Genomic DNA, 16,744 nt, shown 5'->3' on the forward strand with positions numbered 1-16,744 from the left:
GGTTTCGCGAGACCATGACGCCTGAACTCCTCTCCAGTCTTTCGCTGCTCGCTCCCGAGCTGATCATCGCCATCGGCGCCTTGGTGCTCTTGATGGTCGGCGTCTATTCGGGCGAACGCGCCAACACCACCGTGACGGGCCTTGCCGTTGCCGTGCTGCTCGCAGCCGGCGCCTGGATGATCGTTTTCGGCCAGGATGGCGCAGCTTTCGGCGGCGCCTTCGTGACCGACGGTTTCTCCCGCTTCATGAAGGTTCTGACCCTCATCGGCTCGGTCGTGACTATGATCATGTCGGTCGGCTTCGCCAAGGCGGAACGTTTCGACAAGTTCGAGTATCCCGTGCTGATCATGCTGGCCACGCTCGGCATGATGCTGATGGTGTCGGCCAACGACATGCTCAGCCTCTATCTCTCGCTCGAGCTGCAGTCGCTCGCACTCTATGTCGTGGCCGCGATCAATCGCGACAGCGTGCGGTCCACCGAAGCGGGCCTCAAATATTTCGTGCTCGGCGCGCTGTCCTCCGGCATGCTGCTCTACGGCATCAGTCTGATCTACGGCTTCACCGGCAACACTAGCTTTGAGGCGATTGCTGCGGCTCTTTCTGCGGACGGCAACCAGCTCGGCCTGACCTTCGGGCTGGTCTTTGTGCTCGCCGGCCTTGCCTTCAAGATTTCTGCCGTGCCGTTCCACATGTGGACGCCCGACGTTTATGAAGGCGCGCCGACGCCGGTGACGGCGTTCTTCGCCGCCGCTCCCAAGATGGCGGCCATGGCGCTGCTCGTCCGTGTCACCATGGGCGCATTCGAGCCCATCGCGTCGGATTGGCAGCAGATCATTGTCTTCGTGGCGATTGCCTCCATGCTGCTCGGCGCCTTTGCTGCGATCGGCCAGAAGAACATCAAGCGACTGATGGCGTATTCTTCCATCAGCCACATGGGTTATGCGCTGGTCGGCCTTGCCGCCAACAGCGAGAATGGCGTGCGCGGCGTGGCGATCTACATGCTCATCTATCTGGTGATGACGCTCGGCACCTTCGCCTTCATCCTGTCGATGCGCCGCAAGGACGGTCCGGTCGAGCAGATCAGCGAACTCGCCGGCCTGTCCTCGACCAACCCGCTGATGGCCACCATCCTGACCATCCTGATGTTCTCGCTGGCCGGCATCCCGCCGCTCGCAGGCTTCTTCGCCAAGTGGTACGTTTTCCTGGCGGCGATGGAATCCGGGCTCTACGCGCTGGCTGTCATCGGCGTGCTGGCTTCGGTGGTGGGCGCGTACTACTACCTGCGCATCATCAAGATCATGTGGTTTGACGAACCGGTCGGCGGCTTCGTGCCGATGGCCGGAGAGCTCCGCCTCGTACTCGGTGTGTCCGGCGCCTTCGTGCTGCTTTACGTGCTCATCGCCGGTCCGGTCGGACAGGTTGCCGGGGCTGCGGCGAAGAGCTTCTTCTGACGCAATGAGCTTCCGTCTTGCACCCCATGCGGCCTCGGCTGGTTTCCAGCTCGAGGCCCATGACGTTGTCAGCTCAACCAATGCGCTCGCACTGGACCGGGCGCGGGAAGGGCATCCTGGCAATCTCTGGGTCGTCTCGAAAAAGCAGGATGGCGGCAGGGGTCGGCGCGGCCGCCCATGGGCGACGCTGGAAGGCAATCTGGCGGCCACGCTGCTGAAGGTTCTTCACAACGACCTGTCGCATGCCGCTACACTCGGTTTCGTTGCCGGGCTTTCCCTGTCGGAAGCGCTCGACGCGGTCGCGCCAAACGCGCGAATTTCCATCGGCCTAGACGGCGGCGGTGGCGGCAATGTCCGTCGCTTCGAGCTGAAATGGCCGAACGACGTGCTGGCATCCGGCTCCAAGATGGCCGGCATTTTGCTCGAATCGACCATGCTGCCGGGCGGCAGCCTCGCGATAGCGGTCGGCATCGGCGTCAATGTCGCAGCCTACCCGACCGATGTACCCTACCCGGCGACGTCGCTTGCCGCACTCGGCGCCCGAGCCGATGCCGAGACGCTGTTCCTCGCACTCTCCGACGCCTGGACCGATATCGAGCGCGTCTGGGATGGCGGGCGCGGGCTATCGGCCATTCGCGACCGCTGGCTTCAACGCGCCGCTGGCCTCGGCAGCGAGGTCGCCGTCCAGCTCGAAGGAAATATCGTGCGCGGAATTTTCGAAACGATCGATCAGGATTGCCGTTTCGTGATCCGTGACGCACAAGGTGAAACGATCAAGATTGCCGCCGGCGATGTTCATTTCGGCGCGGTGGCTTCGGCAGGCTCGTCCTGACCGCTGAAAGGAACAAGCATGGCGAAAACTAAGGGCGACGAGCTCGTATTCGTGCCGCTGGGCGGCGTTGGCGAGATCGGCATGAATTTCGCCCTGTACGGTTTCGGCCCCGCCGCTACGCGCGAATGGATCGTCATCGATGTCGGCGTCACCTTTCCCGACGCGACCTTGCCCGGCGTCGATCTCGTGCTGCCCGACACGCGTTTCATCGAACAGCATCTCGACCGTCTGCGCGGCATCGTCATCACCCACGCGCATGAAGACCATTATGGCGCACTGCTGGACATCTGGCCGCGCCTGAAGGCGCCGGTCTGGATGACGCCCTTTTCCGCCGGCCTGCTCGAAGCCAAGCGCCAGGGCGAGCGCGGTGCTGCGAAGATCCCCGTGACCATCTACCGGGCAGGGGAGACGTTTACCGTTGGCCCGTTCGAGATCGAAGCCATTCCCGTTAGCCACTCGATACCCGAGCCGGTGTCGCTGGCGATCACCACGCCGGCCGGTACCGTGGTCCACACAGGCGACTGGAAGATCGATCCCGATCCGGAGATCGGCCCGATGACCGACGAGGCGCGGTTCCGCGCGCTTGGCGACAAAGGCGTTCTGGCGCTGGTCTGCGATTCCACCAATGCGATGCGCGAAGGTGAATCGCCGTCGGAGAAAGCCGTCGGTCAGGGCCTCCGCGAGGTCATCGAGAAGGCTGCCGGCCGCGTCGCCGTCACCACATTCTCCTCCAATGTCGGGCGTATCCGCTCTATCGCGGAGGCGGCCCGCGATGCCGGGCGGCAATGCCTGGTGATGGGCCGGTCGCTGAAGCGTGTCATCGATGTGGCCGGCGAGCTCGGCTACATGGACGGTCTGCCGCCCTTCATTTCGGAAGAGGATTTCGGCTACATCCCGCGCGAGAATCTGGTGCTGATCTGCACCGGCAGCCAGGGCGAGCCGCGTGCCGCGCTGGCGAAGCTCGCCCGCGACGAGATGAAGGCCGTGGCGCTGTCGCCGGGCGATGCGGTGGTGTTTTCCTCCCGCTCCATTCCCGGCAACGAGAAGGATATTCTCGCGATCAAGAACGCGCTGATCGACCGCGGCATCAAGGTCATCGAGGACACCGATGCGCTGGTCCATGTCTCCGGCCATCCGCGCCGCAGCGAGTTGCGCCGCATGTATGAATGGGTTCGCCCGCAGATCGGCGTGCCAGTGCATGGCGAGGCGGCGCATCTGGTCGCGCAGGGATCGTTGATGTCGACCTCCGGCATCGCCCAGGTCGCGCAGGTCCGCAACGGCGACATGCTGCGGCTGTGGCCGGGCTCGGCCGAGATCATCGATCAGGTGCCGTTCGGCCGCGTCTACAAGGACGGCTATCTCGTCGGCAATGACGAGGAGATGGGCATCCGCGACCGGCGCAAGCTGTCCTTCGCAGGCCATGTCGCCGTCAATGTCGTGCTCGATGACAAATATGAACTTTCCGGCGACCCCGACCTCGTTGCCATCGGCGTCGCCGAGGTTGACGCTGCGGGCGAAGCAATAGACGACCTGATGCTCGATGCGGCAATCGGCGCGGTGGACTCGATCCCGCGCGTACGGCGAAAAGACCTCGATCTCGTGCAGGAAGCCGTACGTCGAGCCGTCCGCGCCGCCGCCAACGAAGCCTGGGGCAAGAAGCCGCTGGTGACGGTGTTTGTGACGCGGTGAATTGAGCGAATAGGAAGCAGGGAATAGCGAATAGGGTAGAAGGCGCTTGTGAAGTCCGGGGCGCGGTTGAAACTCGCTACTCGCTACTCGCTACTCGCTGTCGAAGGAGTAAACATGCTGGGCCGCCTCAATCATGTCGCCATCGCCGTGCCGGATCTGGCGGCGGCCAGCGCGCTGTATCGCGATACGCTGGGTGCTGAGGTGACTGAGCCACAGCCATTGCCGGAACATGGTGTGACGGTGGTGTTCATCAACGTCGGCAACACCAAGATCGAGTTGCTCGAACCCCTGGGCGAAGCCTCCAGCATAGCCGGTTTTCTTGCTAAGAACCCGGCCGGGGGCATGCACCATGTCTGTTATGAGGTTGACGACATCCTCGCCGCTCGTGACCGGCTCAAGGCGTCCGGCGCCCGCGTTCTGGGGGACGGCGAGCCGAAGATCGGCGCGCATGGCAAGCCGGTGCTGTTTCTGCATCCCAAGGATTTCCAGGGAACGCTGGTGGAACTCGAGCAGGCTTGAATGCATGTCTCCCGAAAGTGGGCGCCGGTTTCGGGGTAAAGACATGCTGGAAAAAAGAGAGAGCTGAAGCGTGATACGCGAATCTGAAAGATCGCGACACGCTTTACTCGCAAGCATCACAGAAAGGTCCCGCATATGGGTTGGGTCACCTACACGGCGCTTTTTTTCATCATCTGGTGGACGGTTCTGTTCGCGGTGCTGCCCTTCGGCCTTAAGACACAGGACGATGACCAGAACGTCGTTCTCGGCACGCCGAGCAGCGCGCCACGCGGCCCGCATATGCTGCGCGCCGTCCTCTGGACGACCCTGGTGAGCTTCGTCGTGCTGGGCTCGTTCTACGGATTGATCGAAGTGATCGGCTTTGGGCTCGACGATATCCCCAATTTCCTGCCGCAGCAGTTGAACTGAGCCTGCCGGGGATTCGCGAAATTTCGCTCTGCGCGTCGGCCTTCAAGCTTTGGTGTTTGGTTGCCCTGTCGCGACGCCTAAAATAATGGCTGACGCTGCGTCACATTTTCACGTTAATCTATGCGGCTAAGTTGTTGTTTGCCCAAAAAAAATGCAAGGCCGAAGCCTTGCAATTTAAACGCGTCGACCTGCTTTCCGGTAACCGGCGGCAGCGAATAATCGCGCCTAGATCGCATCCTCCCAAGACTTTGACCGCGTAGGAAAGACAGATTTTCCTCTGTCTTCTCGATTATTAAGGCACTTTAGACCAAGCTTCACCGAAATGTCACGTGTAATTTTGCTTCGACATGCGCAATCATGTGCTGCAATGCACAATGAAGCGGCAGTTCTGCCGCAAAAAAGAACATGGTGTACGCTGTCTTAACCGATGTTCCCAATCGGCCATGAAATGGCTATGAAGCCCGTGCAACAAAGTCCTTTCCCTGCCGATTCTGGCAGCGTCTTCCATGGAACGTCTCATGCGGCTGTCGCGCTATTTCCTGCCCATTCTGAAAGAAAACCCTCGCGAGGCCGAAATCGTCTCGCACCGGTTGATGCTGCGCGCCGGCATGATCCGGCAGCAGGGGCAGGGCAGCTTTTCCTGGCTGCCGCTGGGCAAGCGCGTGCTCGATAAGGTCTGCCGCATCGTCCGCGAAGAACAGGACCGGGCCGGCGCGCTCGAGATCCTGATGCCCACCATCCAGTCGGCCGATCTGTGGCGCGAAAGCGGCAGGTATGACGACTATGGCAAGGAGATGCTGCGCATCAAGGACCGGCAGGAACGCGACATGCTGTTCGGCCCGACCAATGAAGAGATGGTGACGGAAATCTTCCGCTCCTATGTCAAGTCCTACAAGGATCTGCCGCTCAATCTCTATCACATCCAGTGGAAGTTCCGCGATGAGGTGCGCCCGCGCTTCGGCGTCATGCGCAGCCGCGAATTCCTGATGAAGGACGCCTACTCCTTCGACCTGAATTTCGAAGGCGCGCGCGCCGCCTACAACCGCATGTTCGTCTCCTACCTGCGCACCTTCACCCGTATGGGCCTGCAGGCCATTCCGATGCGCGCCGACACCGGCCCGATCGGCGGCGACCTCAGCCACGAATTCATCATCCTTGCCGACACGGGCGAAAGCCAGGTGTTCTGCCACAAGGACTATCTGTCGCTCGCTGTGCCCGGAGCCGACACCGACTTCTCCAATGACGAGCAGATCGCTGGAATCGTCAAGCAGTGGACGACACCTTACGCGGCCACGGACGAGATGCATGAGGAAGCCACCTGGGACAGTCTGCCCGAGGCCGACAAGGTCTCGGCGCGCGGCATCGAGGTCGGCCACATCTTCCACTTCGGCGAGAAATACTCCAAGCCGATGAATGCCAAGGTGCAAGGCCCGGACGGCAAGGAGCACTTCGTCTCGATGGGCTCCTACGGCATCGGCCCGTCGCGTCTGATTGCCGCCATCATCGAAGCCAGCCACGACGACAACGGCATCATCTGGCCGGAATCCATCGCGCCCTTCGACATCGGCCTGATCAACATGAAGGTCGGCGATGCCGAATGCGACCGCATCTGCGGAGAGCTTTACGACCTCTTCGGCAAGGCCGGCAAGGACGTGCTCTATGACGACACCGACCAGCGCGCCGGCGGCAAGTTCGCCACCGCAGACCTGATCGGCCTGCCATGGCAGGTGATCGTAGGTCCGCGCGGCGCAGCGGCCGGCGAGGTCGAAATCAAGAATCGCAGAACCGGAGATCGCGAGTCGCTGCCGATTGCGCAGGCGCTCGCAAAATTGGGTATCGCTGCCGAAATGGGTATCGCTGAATGAGCACAAACGCGGCGAAGCCGGCTGGCGCCGGGCCGTTCTCCGTCTTCGAACGCATGGTGGCGTGGCGCTACCTGCGCGCCAAGCGCAAGGAAACGGTGATCTCCGTCATCGCCTCCATCTCGTTCCTCGGCATCATGCTGGGCGTGGCCACGCTGATCGTCGTCATGGCCGTGATGAACGGTTTTCGCGCTGAACTGCTGACACGCATCCTGGGGATCAACGGCCATGTCATCGTCACGCCGCTCGACACGCCGCTTGAGGATTACGCTGCCGTCACTGATCGCATCAACGGCGTTTCCGGTGTGCGCTACGCCATTCCGTTGATCGACGGGCAGGTGCTGGCGCAAGGCACCATCGGCCCCGGCGCGGGGGCGCTGGTGCGCGGGATCCGCGCCGCCGACCTGGAAAAGATGAACATCGTTTCGCAGAACCTGCGCCAGGGCACACTCGAAGGCTTCGACGAGGGGCAGGGCGTAGCCATCGGCAAGCGCATGGCCGACACGATGGGGCTGATCCTCGGCGACACCATCACGCTGGTTTCGCCCGATGGCGACGTCACCCCCATGGGCATGACGCCGCGCGTCAAGGGTTATCAGGTCAATGCCATCTTCGAAGTCGGCATGTCGGAATATGATTCCTCCATCGTCTACATGCCGCTCGACGAGGCCCAGCTCTATTTCAATTCCGAGGGCAAGGCGCAGTCCATCGAGGTCTTCGTCGACAACCCGGACCAAGTCGACACGCTGAAACCGCTTATCGAGGAAGCCGCGCAGCGTCCTGTCATGCTGACCGACTGGCGGCAGCGCAACCAGACCTTCTTCTCCGCGCTGCAGGTCGAGCGCAACGTCATGTTCATGATCCTGACGCTGATCGTGCTGGTGGCGGCGCTCAACATCATCTCCGGCTTGATCATGCTGGTGAAGGACAAAGGCCGCGACATCGCCATCTTGCGCACCATGGGCGCCACGCGCGGCGCGGTGATGCGCATCTTTATGATGACGGGGGCTGCCATCGGCATGACCGGAACGCTGGCCGGCGTGCTGCTGGGCGTCGTCATCTGTCTGAATGTCGAACGCATTCGCCAGTTCTTCTCTTGGATTTCGGGCACCGTGCTGTTCAATCCCGAGCTGTATTTCCTCAGCCAGTTGCCGGCGAAGATGGAACTCAGTGAGACCGTCACGGTCGTGCTCATGGCGCTGGGGTTATCGTTCATCGCCACGGTGTTTCCGGCCTGGCGCGCAGCCAAGCTCGATCCCGTCGAGGCATTGAGGTACGAATGATGACGGGCGGCACTGTTCTCGAACTCAAGAATGTCGAGCGCCGCTACGTGCAGGGCGAGCGGACGCTGACGATCCTCAACACCACCTCGTTTTCGCTCAAGCGGGGCGAGATGGTAGCTCTGGTCGCGCCATCTGGTGCGGGCAAATCAACCTTGCTGCACACAGCCGGGCTTCTCGAACGGCCCGATGCCGGCGACGTCATCCTGGCGGGACGCGATTGCGGGCGGCTGCCCGATGACGACCGCACCGCCATCCGCCGCAACGATATCGGCTTCGTCTACCAGTTCCATCACCTGTTGCCGGAGTTCACCGCGGTCGAGAACGTGATGATGCCGCAACTCGTCAAGGGGCTGTCGCGCACGGAGGCCAAGCTGCGCGGCGAACAGTTGCTCGACTATATGAAGATCGGCAAACGCGGCCATCACCGCCCCTCCGAACTGTCCGGCGGCGAACAGCAGCGCGTAGCAATTGCCCGCGCCGTCGCCAACGCGCCGCTGGTGCTCCTGGCCGACGAGCCGACAGGCAATCTCGATCCGGTCACGGCAGGCTATGTCTTCGACGCGCTGGCGGCTTTGGTCAAGCAGTCCGGCCTCGCTGCGCTGATTGCCACCCACAACCACGAACTCGCCAGCCGTATGGACCGCCGCGTCACCCTGCGCGACGGCAAGATCGTCGGGTTCTAAGGAAGCGGCAGTTTAGCGCGCTTCCCTTCTCCCCCGCGGGAGAAGGTGGCTGCGCCGAGCGTAGCGAGAGCGAAGTCGGATGAGGGGTGTTGGACGGAGTACGACACTGGTGATGGCGTGCGCTCCATCGACCTGATTAGCCTTTACACCTCGTTTCTTCCTTCACCCCGCATCCGCCTCCTCGGGGCACCTTCTCCTGCAGGTGAAGAAGGTGGCGTTTATTCTGCTCCGCTTGCAACCGTGTAGAGTTGGGACAGCCGATCATGGCGGCGGCAAGATATGCCCTTATCGCCATGAGCGATCAGGTGTCCCCGAATCACCGCCAATCCTTAACCCAATCGTAAACGCTTCGTTCACCACGGAATCGGCTTAGGCTTTTCCTCCTATATTTTCACGTTTTGTTCGTTGACTTTAGGACAAAGTTAGAACAAATTGAGAACATATTAAAAACAGGAGAGAGAAATGGCTGGACTTCTTCAGGACGTGATCTCGCTGGTGTGCATGGGCACATTCCTCGTTTCCGCTGCGATGTTGATCAGCGTGCTTTAACAAAACCCAACGATGTGGCCCGCCTTCGGCGTAGTGTAGCCACAGGTCGGGCGCGCAAAATCAGCACGGCGCGCCCGGTTCAGGCGGTGAGGCGGGTGTCGTTTTCTATCCGGGCCACAGGTCCGAATATCTCTTCGAAGGCTGCCTTCAGCGCTTCGTCCAGATCGTCCATCGTGACCGGCAGGCCGAGATCGACAAGGCTGGTCACGCCATGGTCGGCGATGCCGCAGGGCACGATACCGGAGAAATCAGCGAGGTCGGGTTCGACATTGATCGAGATGCCGTGGAAGCTGACCCATTTGCGCAGGCGGATGCCGATGGCTGCGATCTTGTCTTCGGCTGCGCTGCCATCGTGCATGGGCGGCCGGTCGGGCCGAACGACCCAGACTCCCACGCGGTCCTCACGGCGCTCGCCCTTGACGTTGAAGGCGGCGAGCGTCCCGATAATCCACGCCTCCAGTGAGGCGACGAAGGCGCGGACGTCTTCGCGCCGGCGTTTCAGATCGAGCATCACATAGGCCACCCGCTGGCCGGGTCCATGATAGGTGTATTCGCCGCCGCGTCCGGCGTCGAAGACCGGCAGGCGGTCGGGCTGGACGAGGTCTTCGATTCGCGCGCTGGTGCCGGCGGTATAAAGCGGTGGGTGCTCGACCAGCCAGACGAGCTCGCCGGCGGTGCCGGCGCGAATAGCTTCCGCGCGGGCTTCCATGAAGGCGAGTGCCTCGGGGTAGGGCATCAGGCCCGGAGCGACCGACCATTCGACCGCCGCCGAGCCGGGAGCGGGCAGGAAGGACGTGGCGATCTGGCTGCGTTCCGTCATGGTATCTGTTCCTTCAGCGCTGCTGTGCAGGGCTGCTCGACATGCCGTCGCTGGCGCACGACTTGGCGGTGCGTCGGCATCCTTCATATGGCGGCTATGGCCGCGTTCGTCCAGCGGCACTGTGGAAGGCATTGCGATATGCTCAAGCGCCGATTGCTGCAGCCGTCGGGTTCGGTTTCGAAGCCTCGGAACAGAGCCTTTCGCCGGGGAATGAATTTTTCCGGCCATAAGGAGCGAATAATCCACAGGGCGGCTTGTTTCGCGGAAAACGATTTGCTACATGCCGCGAGCCGGTTCAGACCGGCTGTTTCGTGATGTGCGGTCGTGGCGGAATTGGTAGACGCGCAGCGTTGAGGTCGCTGTGGGGCAACCCGTGGAAGTTCGAGTCTTCTCGACCGCACCATCATGATAACCGATGCGCACAAGCATCTGGTTTTCCTCCTCTCCTCGAGGTTTGTCCGGCTCATCGGTCACCGTTGGAATTGGATTGCGGCCACACGAGATCACTCCGCGGCTTTCCGTTGTTTTCATCCTTCGCTCGTAGCTCGGCGGCTTTCCGGCAACTGCTGCAAGCAGATATTGCCGTATTCATTCCGGCCGATTGACAGATGCGGACACGAGGTCGCGGCGAGCCTTATTTCGTTGATGTTTCGGAGATATGCAGGCTAGGACCTCACCTGGACCTGCAGCAGAAAAATCTCCGAACACCGAACGGAGGGCGCCGATGGAAGACCCCAGAGACCAGACGTCCGGCGTACAGATTTCTGATGCCGTTCATCCCGAAATCTACGACGAAGAGGGTGTCGTTCGCGCCTCCTTCCTCGCGAGCATCGGCGCGGCGATAGCCGACCGCGACACGCTGGCGCTGAAGCACGAGGTTTCCCGGCTTCACCAGTCCGAGATGGGCGACGTGCTTGAGGCCTTGATGCCCGAGCAGCGGCTGGCGCTGGTCGATCTCATGGGCGCGGATTTCGACTTTTCGGCGCTGACCGAGGTCGACGAAGCGATCCGCATGGATATCGTCGACAACATGCCCAATGCGCAGATCGCGCAGGCGGTCCAGGAACTCGATTCCGACGACGCGGTCTACATTCTTGAGGACTTGGACGAGGAAGACCAGGACGAGATTCTTGCGCAGTTGCCGTTTACCGAACGCGTCAGGCTGCGCCGCTCGCTGGACTATCCCGAGGAAACGGCCGGTCGGCGTATGCAGACCGAATTCGTCGCCGTGCCGCCGTTCTGGACCGTGGGCCAGACCATCGACTACATGCGCGAGGACAATAACCTTCCCGAGCGCTTCACCCAGATCTTCGTCATCGATCCGACGTTTCGCCTCTTGGGCGCCATCGATCTCGACCAGATCCTGCGCGCCAAGCGCACGGTCAAGATCGAAGAGATCATGCATGAGACGCGTCATGCCATTCCGGCCACCATGGACCAGGAAGAGGCCGCCCGCGACTTCGAGCAATACGATCTCCTGTCCGCCGCCGTGGTCGATGCCAATGACCGGCTGGTCGGCGTATTGACCATCGACGACGTGGTCGACGTCATCCAGCAGGAGGCCGAGGAGGACCTTCTGCGCATGGGCGGCGTCGGCGACGAGGAATTGTCGGACACGGTGCGCGCTACATCGCGCTCGCGCATCCCCTGGCTGAGCGTCAATCTTGTCACCGCGTTTCTGTCTGCGTCGGTGATCGGCTTTTTCGATGGCACGATCGAGCAGATGGTTGCGCTTGCGGTGCTGATGCCGATCGTGGCGTCGATGGGCGGCAATGCCGCGACCCAGACCATGACGGTTACCGTGCGGGCGCTGGCGACGCGCGACCTCGATATCTACAATGCCGGACGCATCATCCGGCGCGAGGCCATGGTCGGCGCGATCAACGGCGTCATCTTCGCCGTGCTGATCGGCATCGTCGCCGGCTTGTGGTTTCAAAACCCGGATCTGGGCGGCATCATCGCCGCCGCCATGGTCATCAACATGATGGCGGCAGCCCTTGGCGGCATCCTTATTCCACTTCTGCTGCACAAATTCGGCGCCGACCCGGCCATTGCCTCGGCGGTGTTCGTGACCATGGTCACCGATATCGTCGGTTTCTTTTCCTTCCTCGGCCTTGCCGCCTGGTGGTTCGGCTTCTTCTGATTTCTGCTGCCCTCCAGGTGCCGCGGCCTCGGCATTTCCTGTATCGGCCGACCGCACGTAAATTGACTTTTACGTAAATGCCGTGCGAAATAGTTCAGGAAACGGCCTTGCGCGCGGCCAAGTCGATTCCATGGCGCTGTCGGCGGGGACGACGGCGGAAGTTTGGACGCCTGATGGCGTGAGGGCAGGTCGATGCGCGAATATTACACGATCACCGAGCTGACGCGGGAGTTCGACATCTCCACCCGCACATTGCGCTTCTATGAGGACGAGGGCTTGATCCAGCCGCTGCGGCGCGGCCGCACCCGCCTGTTCAAGCCGTCCGACCGGCATCTCGTCCGCCAGATCATGCGCGGCAAGCGGCTCGGCTTTTCGATCAACGAAATCCGCGAGATCATCCAGATGTATCGCGAGCCGCCGGGAGAGGTCGGACAGCTCAAGCTGATGATCAAGCGCATCGAGGAAAAGCGCGAGGAATTGCGCCAAAAGCGCCGCGACCTCGAAGAGACGCTGGCCGAACTCGACCAGGCCGAGGATTCCTGCGTCGAGCGCCTGGCGGAACTCGGCGTGACGACCTGACGCTGGCCTACTACACCTACACCCAGCGGCGGACCTTCTTGGCGTAGTCGAGATATTTCTTGCCGAAGCGCGCTTTCAGGTGCCGTTCTTCCGGCTCGATGGAGAGCTTCTGCGTGGCAAAACCTGCCACGATGCCGAGCGCAAAGAACCAGATTTCCCCGACGATCAGGCCGACGCCGAACATCAGCAGAGTGTTGCCGAGATAGAGCGGGTTTCGGGACACGCCGAACACACCGTCGGTGACCAGATGCGTCGCGGCATGGATGGGCGAAACCGTGGTCTTAGCCTTGTGCAAAGCGCGGATGGCTGTGACGTAAAGGGCAATCACCGCGGCCAGCACCAGCCAGCCGAATGCCTGCAGGAAGTCGGCGAAGGGCGAGCCGAACCAGGGCAGCGGATAAACGATGAACAGCACGATGGCAGTGGCCATGGCAACGAGATAGATCAGCGGCGGCCAGGGGACGCGGCTGGGTGCGGTTTGACTGTCGTTCACTGTGTTCCTCCCTGCGGCAGACCATAGTCTGTTCTGCCGGTACAGGCGAGGGCATGTTGCTCGACCTGCAGCTGAAGCTCCGTGCCGGATTCGCCGGCGAAGATGCGGTCGAGCGAGCCGTCGTCCCGCAAAGACTCCAGCATGCAGCCGCAATAGGCGGTGCAGAAGGTGGCATCGCGCTGTTCGATGCACGAAGCGCGGCATTCGCGGTTGAAGCCGACCTCCGGGTCGGCCTGAGGCGGCGGAACGATCTGCGCCGCAAGCCAGACCAGGCCAATCAGCACGGGCTGGTGGATCAGATAGAAGGCCAGGCTGTGCCGCCCGGCAAAAAGCAGCGGCGTAGACCAGCGACCGGGGCGGATCGCGGCAAGGCGCTCTTTCAGGCCATAGTCCGTGGCCAGCCTGGCGGCCGCGATGCCGATCAGCACCGGCGCGAACCATGGAAACAGCGGCACATAGTCGTTGGAGCGCGGATTGGTTGTCGATAGCCCGACCCACCACAGCGCGGGATGATCGAAGACCGGCCCGCGCAGATAAAGCGGCGCGAGAATCACCAGGACAGCGACGACAAGGCTGACCAGTGCGGGCAGCCGGAGGAAGGCAAGGCCGAGCACGCTCGCCAACGCGATCTGATGCAGGATGCCGAAGAAGATGAAGGCCTCAGGCGTTGCAAACCATGTCGCCACGGTGATCACGGCGGCCGCAGCCGCGACCATTGCCAGGCGGATGGCAAAGCCGCGCCAGCGGATGTACCGGCCATGGGCCAGAAACAGGCTGACGCCGACCAGAAACAGGAAGGTCGAGGCGATGCAGCGGGCGAACATCTTCCAGCCGCCATGCGCCACGGTGCCGGGATCGAGATAGCCGAACATCTCAAGGTCCCAGGCGCCGTGATAGATCGCCATGGCGATCAGCGCCACGCCACGCGCGACGTCGATGGACAGGATGCGCCGGTCTTTCGGCTGGTCTGTGGCAGTCATCTGGCTTCCGGCGCTCCCTGAACGTCGCTCCTCCTACCATGCCTCCGTGTCGCAATGAATCGAATTGACAACCCTGTGCCCAGCCTTGTGGCGCCCGGCTTGTTGGCGTCGTGGGATTCGTTTGCCGTCCGCCGCGTTTGTTCCTATAGTGCCGAGGTCGTCGGTTTCCGATGGAAGGAAGAGGGAATGCGGTGAGGACGGTTTTCGTCCAACTCCGCAGCTGCCCCCGCAACTGTAAGCGGTCAGCCCAACCCATGCGCCACTGGATCTGTTCCGGGAAGGCGGGGAGGGCGGAAGTCCGCGAGCCAGGAGACCTGCCGGCGGCGCAACGCAACTCTTGGCCCTCGGGTGGAGGGCGAAAGGATTTTGGAATGAACAGCGTTACACAGACCCTCGGCGCGGACGTCTCGTCGGCCTCGAAATTCATGCAGTTGGCGATGGCCGGCCTGCTCGGCGTCTTCGTCGTCGGTTTCCTCGGCTTCTCGCATATGGAAGTCGTGCACAATGCCGGCCACGACTATCGCCATTCCCTGGCGTTTCCCTGCCACTAACCGGGGAATTTCATCATGACATTGTTTCGTAACGTCGTGTTCATCGCGGCGCTCGCCGGGCTTTGCGCGGGTATCGTCCTGGCTGCCCTGCAAAGCTTCGCCACCGTGCCGCTGATCCTCCAGGCGGAAACGTTCGAAAATGCTGGCGAGGCTGCGCCGCACGACCATGGCACCCCCGCTGCGGGCGAGCAGGCGGTTGCGCCACACAGCCACGATCATGACGAGGAAGGCTGGGCGCCGGCGGACGGCTTCGAGCGCTTCTTCTTCACCGCCGCCGCCAATGCCTTGAGCGGTATCGGCTTCGGCTTGGTCCTGCTTGCCGTTTCCGAACTGTCGGGTGGGATTTCCAGCTGGCGCAACGGGCTGTTCTGGGGTTTTGCCGGCTTTGCCGTCTTCACGCTTGCACCGGGTCTGGGCCTGCCGCCCGAACTGCCGGCCATGCCGGCTGCCGATCTCGTCGCGCGCCAGGTCTGGTGGGTCGGAACGGTGATAGCCACCGCCGCCGGTCTCTGGCTGATCGCGTTCCGCAAGTCGCTGCCTTTGGCGGCTCTGGGCGTGGCGCTGATCGTGCTGCCGCATGTCATCGGCGCGCCGCAGCCCGAATCGCATGAGTCGCCGGTCCCGGCCGACCTGCACCACAGCTTCGTCGTCGCGGTCACCATCACCAATCTGGTGTTCTGGCTGGTTCTCGGCGCGGTCGCAGGCATGATCCGCAGCCGTTTCCTAGGCCAGCCGGCACTGCGCGGCAGCTTTGCCTGAAGCCCGCCTGACCTTCCTGCTCGGCGGCGCGCGTTCCGGCAAGAGCGCGCATGCCGAGCAGCTCGTCAGCGCGCTCCCCGCACCGTGGACCTATATCGCCACGGCGCAATCCTATGACGACGAGATGAGCGAGCGCATCGCCATTCACCGTGCCCGGCGCGACGCCAATTGGGTGACGCTGGATGCGCCGCTCGACCTGACCGAGACCCTCGATGCTTTGCCCGATGGTGCGCCGCTGCTGCTGGATTGTTTGACGCTGTGGCTGTCCAACCAGATGCTGGCGGGCCATGATGTCGAGCAGGAGAGCGCTCGCTTGGCCGATGTCCTGTCGCGTCCGCGCGGGCCATGGTTCGTCGTGTCCAACGAGGTCGGGCTGGGCATCGTGCCCGACAATGCGCTGGCGCGTCGGTTCCGCGATGCCGCCGGCCGGCTCAACCAGCGCGTCGCCGCTCATGCCCACACCGTTCTGTTCATGGTGTCCGGCCTGCCGATGAAAGTGAAGTGATGAAAGACATCGACGACAAGGACGCCGAGCGCCACCGCGCCAAGATGGAAAAGCGCAAGGCCGTGCAGGATGCCGAGGTGGCGGAAAAAACGGTCGAAAAAGGCCTGCTGATCGTCAACACCGGCCCGGGCAAGGGCAAAACCACCGCGGCCTTCGGGCTTGCGCTGCGCATGCTGGGCCATGGCCGCCGCGTCGGCGTCGTTCAGTTCATCAAGGGCGCATGGCATTCCGGCGAAAAGGATGCTTTTGCTGCGTTCGGAGACAAGGTCGTCTGGCACACGATGGGCGAGGGGTTCACCTGGGAGACCCAGGACCTGAAGCGCGACATCGCGGCCGCCGAGGTAGCTTGGGCCAAGGCGCGGGAACTGATGGCCGACCCAAGCATCGATCTCGTCGTGCTGGACGAACTCAACATCGCGCTGCGCTACGATTACCTCGATCTTGACGCCGTCGTGGCTGAACTCAGTGGACGCCGCGAGGGCCTGCATGTCGTCGTCACTGGCCGCAACGCCAAGCCGCTGTTGCTCGACGCCGCCGATCTCGTCACCGAGATGGGGTCCGTGAAGCACCATTTCTCCGCCGGGGTGAAGGCGCAACAGGGCATCGAGTTTTAGGGTCAGCACCCGTTGCCTAGGAAT

17 protein-coding genes, 1 tRNA gene and 1 riboswitch are annotated in these 16,744 nt (G+C 62.4%); of the genes, 15 read left to right on the forward strand and 3 right to left on the reverse strand.

Going from position 1 to position 16,744, the window contains the following annotated elements:
* Window positions 1-14 precede the first annotated feature (14 nt).
* From nuoN to ICI42_RS09260, 8 genes are all read left to right on the forward strand, one after another.
* Window positions 15-1,451 (forward strand): NADH-quinone oxidoreductase subunit NuoN, encoded by a 1,437-nt coding sequence (gene nuoN / locus ICI42_RS09225; RefSeq protein ID WP_188164249.1) that lies wholly within the window; start codon window positions 15-17, stop codon window positions 1,449-1,451.
* A 4-nt stretch (window positions 1,452-1,455) separates the two neighbouring features.
* The gene (locus tag ICI42_RS09230) at window positions 1,456-2,283 is read left to right on the forward strand and encodes a biotin--[acetyl-CoA-carboxylase] ligase (protein ID WP_188164250.1); all 828 of its coding nucleotides are present in this window, start codon (window positions 1,456-1,458) and stop codon (window positions 2,281-2,283) included.
* Between the two features lie 18 nt (window positions 2,284-2,301).
* The gene (locus tag ICI42_RS09235) at window positions 2,302-3,972 is read left to right on the forward strand and encodes a ribonuclease J (RefSeq protein WP_188164251.1); all 1,671 of its coding nucleotides are present in this window, start codon (window positions 2,302-2,304) and stop codon (window positions 3,970-3,972) included.
* Between the two features lie 114 nt (window positions 3,973-4,086).
* Complete coding sequence (mce, locus tag ICI42_RS09240) at window positions 4,087-4,491, forward strand: methylmalonyl-CoA epimerase (protein WP_188164252.1); 405 nt, start codon at window positions 4,087-4,089, stop codon at window positions 4,489-4,491.
* A 135-nt stretch (window positions 4,492-4,626) separates the two neighbouring features.
* Window positions 4,627-4,899: a DUF1467 family protein gene (locus tag ICI42_RS09245; RefSeq protein ID WP_188164253.1), complete on the forward strand. Its 273-nt coding sequence runs from the start codon at window positions 4,627-4,629 to the stop codon at window positions 4,897-4,899.
* A 518-nt stretch (window positions 4,900-5,417) separates the two neighbouring features.
* Window positions 5,418-6,764, forward strand: coding sequence for a proline--tRNA ligase (gene proS, locus ICI42_RS09250; protein WP_188164480.1), 1,347 nt, complete (start codon window positions 5,418-5,420; stop codon window positions 6,762-6,764).
* Window positions 6,761-8,044: a lipoprotein-releasing ABC transporter permease subunit gene (locus tag ICI42_RS09255; RefSeq protein ID WP_188164254.1), complete on the forward strand. Its 1,284-nt coding sequence runs from the start codon at window positions 6,761-6,763 to the stop codon at window positions 8,042-8,044. Before proS ends, ICI42_RS09255 begins: the two co-directional genes overlap by 4 nt.
* On the forward strand, window positions 8,044-8,727 hold the full coding sequence (locus ICI42_RS09260) for an ABC transporter ATP-binding protein (protein ID WP_407945146.1): 684 nt from the start codon (window positions 8,044-8,046) through the stop codon (window positions 8,725-8,727). Before ICI42_RS09255 ends, ICI42_RS09260 begins: the two co-directional genes overlap by 1 nt.
* Before the next feature lie 628 nt (window positions 8,728-9,355).
* Here ICI42_RS09260 and lipB read toward each other — a convergent pair.
* The gene (gene lipB / locus ICI42_RS09265) at window positions 9,356-10,096 is read right to left on the reverse strand and encodes a lipoyl(octanoyl) transferase LipB (RefSeq protein WP_188164256.1); all 741 of its coding nucleotides are present in this window, start codon (window positions 10,094-10,096) and stop codon (window positions 9,356-9,358) included.
* Window positions 10,097-10,414: 318 nt separating this feature from the next.
* Between lipB and ICI42_RS09270 the strand changes: the two genes are divergently transcribed.
* The 3 genes from ICI42_RS09270 to ICI42_RS09280 all read left to right on the forward strand — a co-directional run bounded on the left by ICI42_RS09270 (window position 10,415) and on the right by ICI42_RS09280 (window position 12,818).
* Window positions 10,415-10,499: transfer RNA gene (locus ICI42_RS09270), tRNA-Leu, on the forward strand.
* Window positions 10,500-10,820: 321 nt separating this feature from the next.
* Window positions 10,821-12,239: a magnesium transporter gene (gene mgtE, locus ICI42_RS09275; RefSeq protein WP_188164257.1), complete on the forward strand. Its 1,419-nt coding sequence runs from the start codon at window positions 10,821-10,823 to the stop codon at window positions 12,237-12,239.
* Window positions 12,240-12,431: 192 nt separating this feature from the next.
* Window positions 12,432-12,818, forward strand: coding sequence for a MerR family transcriptional regulator (locus ICI42_RS09280; protein WP_188164258.1), 387 nt, complete (start codon window positions 12,432-12,434; stop codon window positions 12,816-12,818).
* A gap of 16 nt (window positions 12,819-12,834) precedes the next feature.
* On the opposite strand, the gene ICI42_RS09285 is transcribed toward ICI42_RS09280, so the two are convergent.
* Complete coding sequence (locus ICI42_RS09285; RefSeq protein ID WP_330999136.1) at window positions 12,835-13,311, reverse strand: methyltransferase family protein; 477 nt, start codon at window positions 13,309-13,311, stop codon at window positions 12,835-12,837.
* Complete coding sequence (locus ICI42_RS09290; RefSeq protein WP_188164259.1) at window positions 13,308-14,291, reverse strand: DUF1624 domain-containing protein; 984 nt, start codon at window positions 14,289-14,291, stop codon at window positions 13,308-13,310. Before ICI42_RS09290 ends, ICI42_RS09285 begins: the two co-directional genes overlap by 4 nt.
* A gap of 144 nt (window positions 14,292-14,435) precedes the next feature.
* A riboswitch (cobalamin riboswitch) is annotated at window positions 14,436-14,627 on the forward strand.
* 35 nt (window positions 14,628-14,662) lie between these two features.
* Between ICI42_RS09290 and ICI42_RS09295 the strand changes: the two genes are divergently transcribed.
* The 4 genes from ICI42_RS09295 to cobO are packed head-to-tail and all read left to right on the forward strand — an operon-like array spanning window position 14,663 to window position 16,720.
* Window positions 14,663-14,842 (forward strand): CbtB domain-containing protein, encoded by a 180-nt coding sequence (locus ICI42_RS09295; RefSeq protein WP_188164260.1) that lies wholly within the window; start codon window positions 14,663-14,665, stop codon window positions 14,840-14,842.
* 15 nt (window positions 14,843-14,857) lie between these two features.
* A complete protein-coding gene (locus tag ICI42_RS09300; RefSeq protein ID WP_188164261.1) occupies window positions 14,858-15,601 on the forward strand; it encodes a CbtA family protein in 744 nt (247 codons plus the stop codon).
* Window positions 15,594-16,106, forward strand: coding sequence for a bifunctional adenosylcobinamide kinase/adenosylcobinamide-phosphate guanylyltransferase (gene cobU / locus ICI42_RS09305; protein ID WP_188164262.1), 513 nt, complete (start codon window positions 15,594-15,596; stop codon window positions 16,104-16,106). The genes ICI42_RS09300 and cobU overlap by 8 nt, the downstream gene beginning before the upstream one ends.
* Entirely contained in the window at window positions 16,106-16,720 is a 615-nt protein-coding gene (gene cobO, locus ICI42_RS09310) for a cob(I)yrinic acid a,c-diamide adenosyltransferase (protein WP_188164263.1), read from the forward strand. Before cobU ends, cobO begins: the two co-directional genes overlap by 1 nt.
* The last annotated feature ends 24 nt before the right edge of the window (window positions 16,721-16,744 follow it).

The organism is Oryzicola mucosus, from assembly GCF_014534685.1.
GTDB classification, from domain to species: Bacteria; Pseudomonadota; Alphaproteobacteria; order Rhizobiales; family Rhizobiaceae; genus Oryzicola; species Oryzicola mucosus.

What these genes read in the sequence shown, in the direction of transcription:
- ICI42_RS09295 (WP_188164260.1), top strand. Translation starts at nt 14,663, where the DNA reads ATGAACAGCGTTACACAGACCCTCGGCGCGGACGTCTCGTCGGCCTCG.
- mgtE (WP_188164257.1), top strand. Translation starts at nt 10,821, where the DNA reads ATGGAAGACCCCAGAGACCAGACGTCCGGCGTACAGATTTCTGATGCC.
- ICI42_RS09290 (WP_188164259.1), bottom strand. Translation starts at nt 14,291, where the DNA reads ATGACTGCCACAGACCAGCCGAAAGACCGGCGCATCCTGTCCATCGAC.
- nuoN (WP_188164249.1), top strand. Translation starts at nt 15, where the DNA reads ATGACGCCTGAACTCCTCTCCAGTCTTTCGCTGCTCGCTCCCGAGCTG.
- ICI42_RS09235 (WP_188164251.1), top strand. Translation starts at nt 2,302, where the DNA reads ATGGCGAAAACTAAGGGCGACGAGCTCGTATTCGTGCCGCTGGGCGGC.
- proS (WP_188164480.1), top strand. Translation starts at nt 5,418, where the DNA reads ATGCGGCTGTCGCGCTATTTCCTGCCCATTCTGAAAGAAAACCCTCGC.
- lipB (WP_188164256.1), bottom strand. Translation starts at nt 10,096, where the DNA reads ATGACGGAACGCAGCCAGATCGCCACGTCCTTCCTGCCCGCTCCCGGC.
- ICI42_RS09255 (WP_188164254.1), top strand. Translation starts at nt 6,761, where the DNA reads ATGAGCACAAACGCGGCGAAGCCGGCTGGCGCCGGGCCGTTCTCCGTC.
- ICI42_RS09280 (WP_188164258.1), top strand. Translation starts at nt 12,432, where the DNA reads ATGCGCGAATATTACACGATCACCGAGCTGACGCGGGAGTTCGACATC.
- ICI42_RS09245 (WP_188164253.1), top strand. Translation starts at nt 4,627, where the DNA reads ATGGGTTGGGTCACCTACACGGCGCTTTTTTTCATCATCTGGTGGACG.
- ICI42_RS09230 (WP_188164250.1), top strand. Translation starts at nt 1,456, where the DNA reads ATGAGCTTCCGTCTTGCACCCCATGCGGCCTCGGCTGGTTTCCAGCTC.
- mce (WP_188164252.1), top strand. Translation starts at nt 4,087, where the DNA reads ATGCTGGGCCGCCTCAATCATGTCGCCATCGCCGTGCCGGATCTGGCG.
- ICI42_RS09260 (WP_407945146.1), top strand. Translation starts at nt 8,044, where the DNA reads ATGACGGGCGGCACTGTTCTCGAACTCAAGAATGTCGAGCGCCGCTAC.
- ICI42_RS09300 (WP_188164261.1), top strand. Translation starts at nt 14,858, where the DNA reads ATGACATTGTTTCGTAACGTCGTGTTCATCGCGGCGCTCGCCGGGCTT.
- cobO (WP_188164263.1), top strand. Translation starts at nt 16,106, where the DNA reads ATGAAAGACATCGACGACAAGGACGCCGAGCGCCACCGCGCCAAGATG.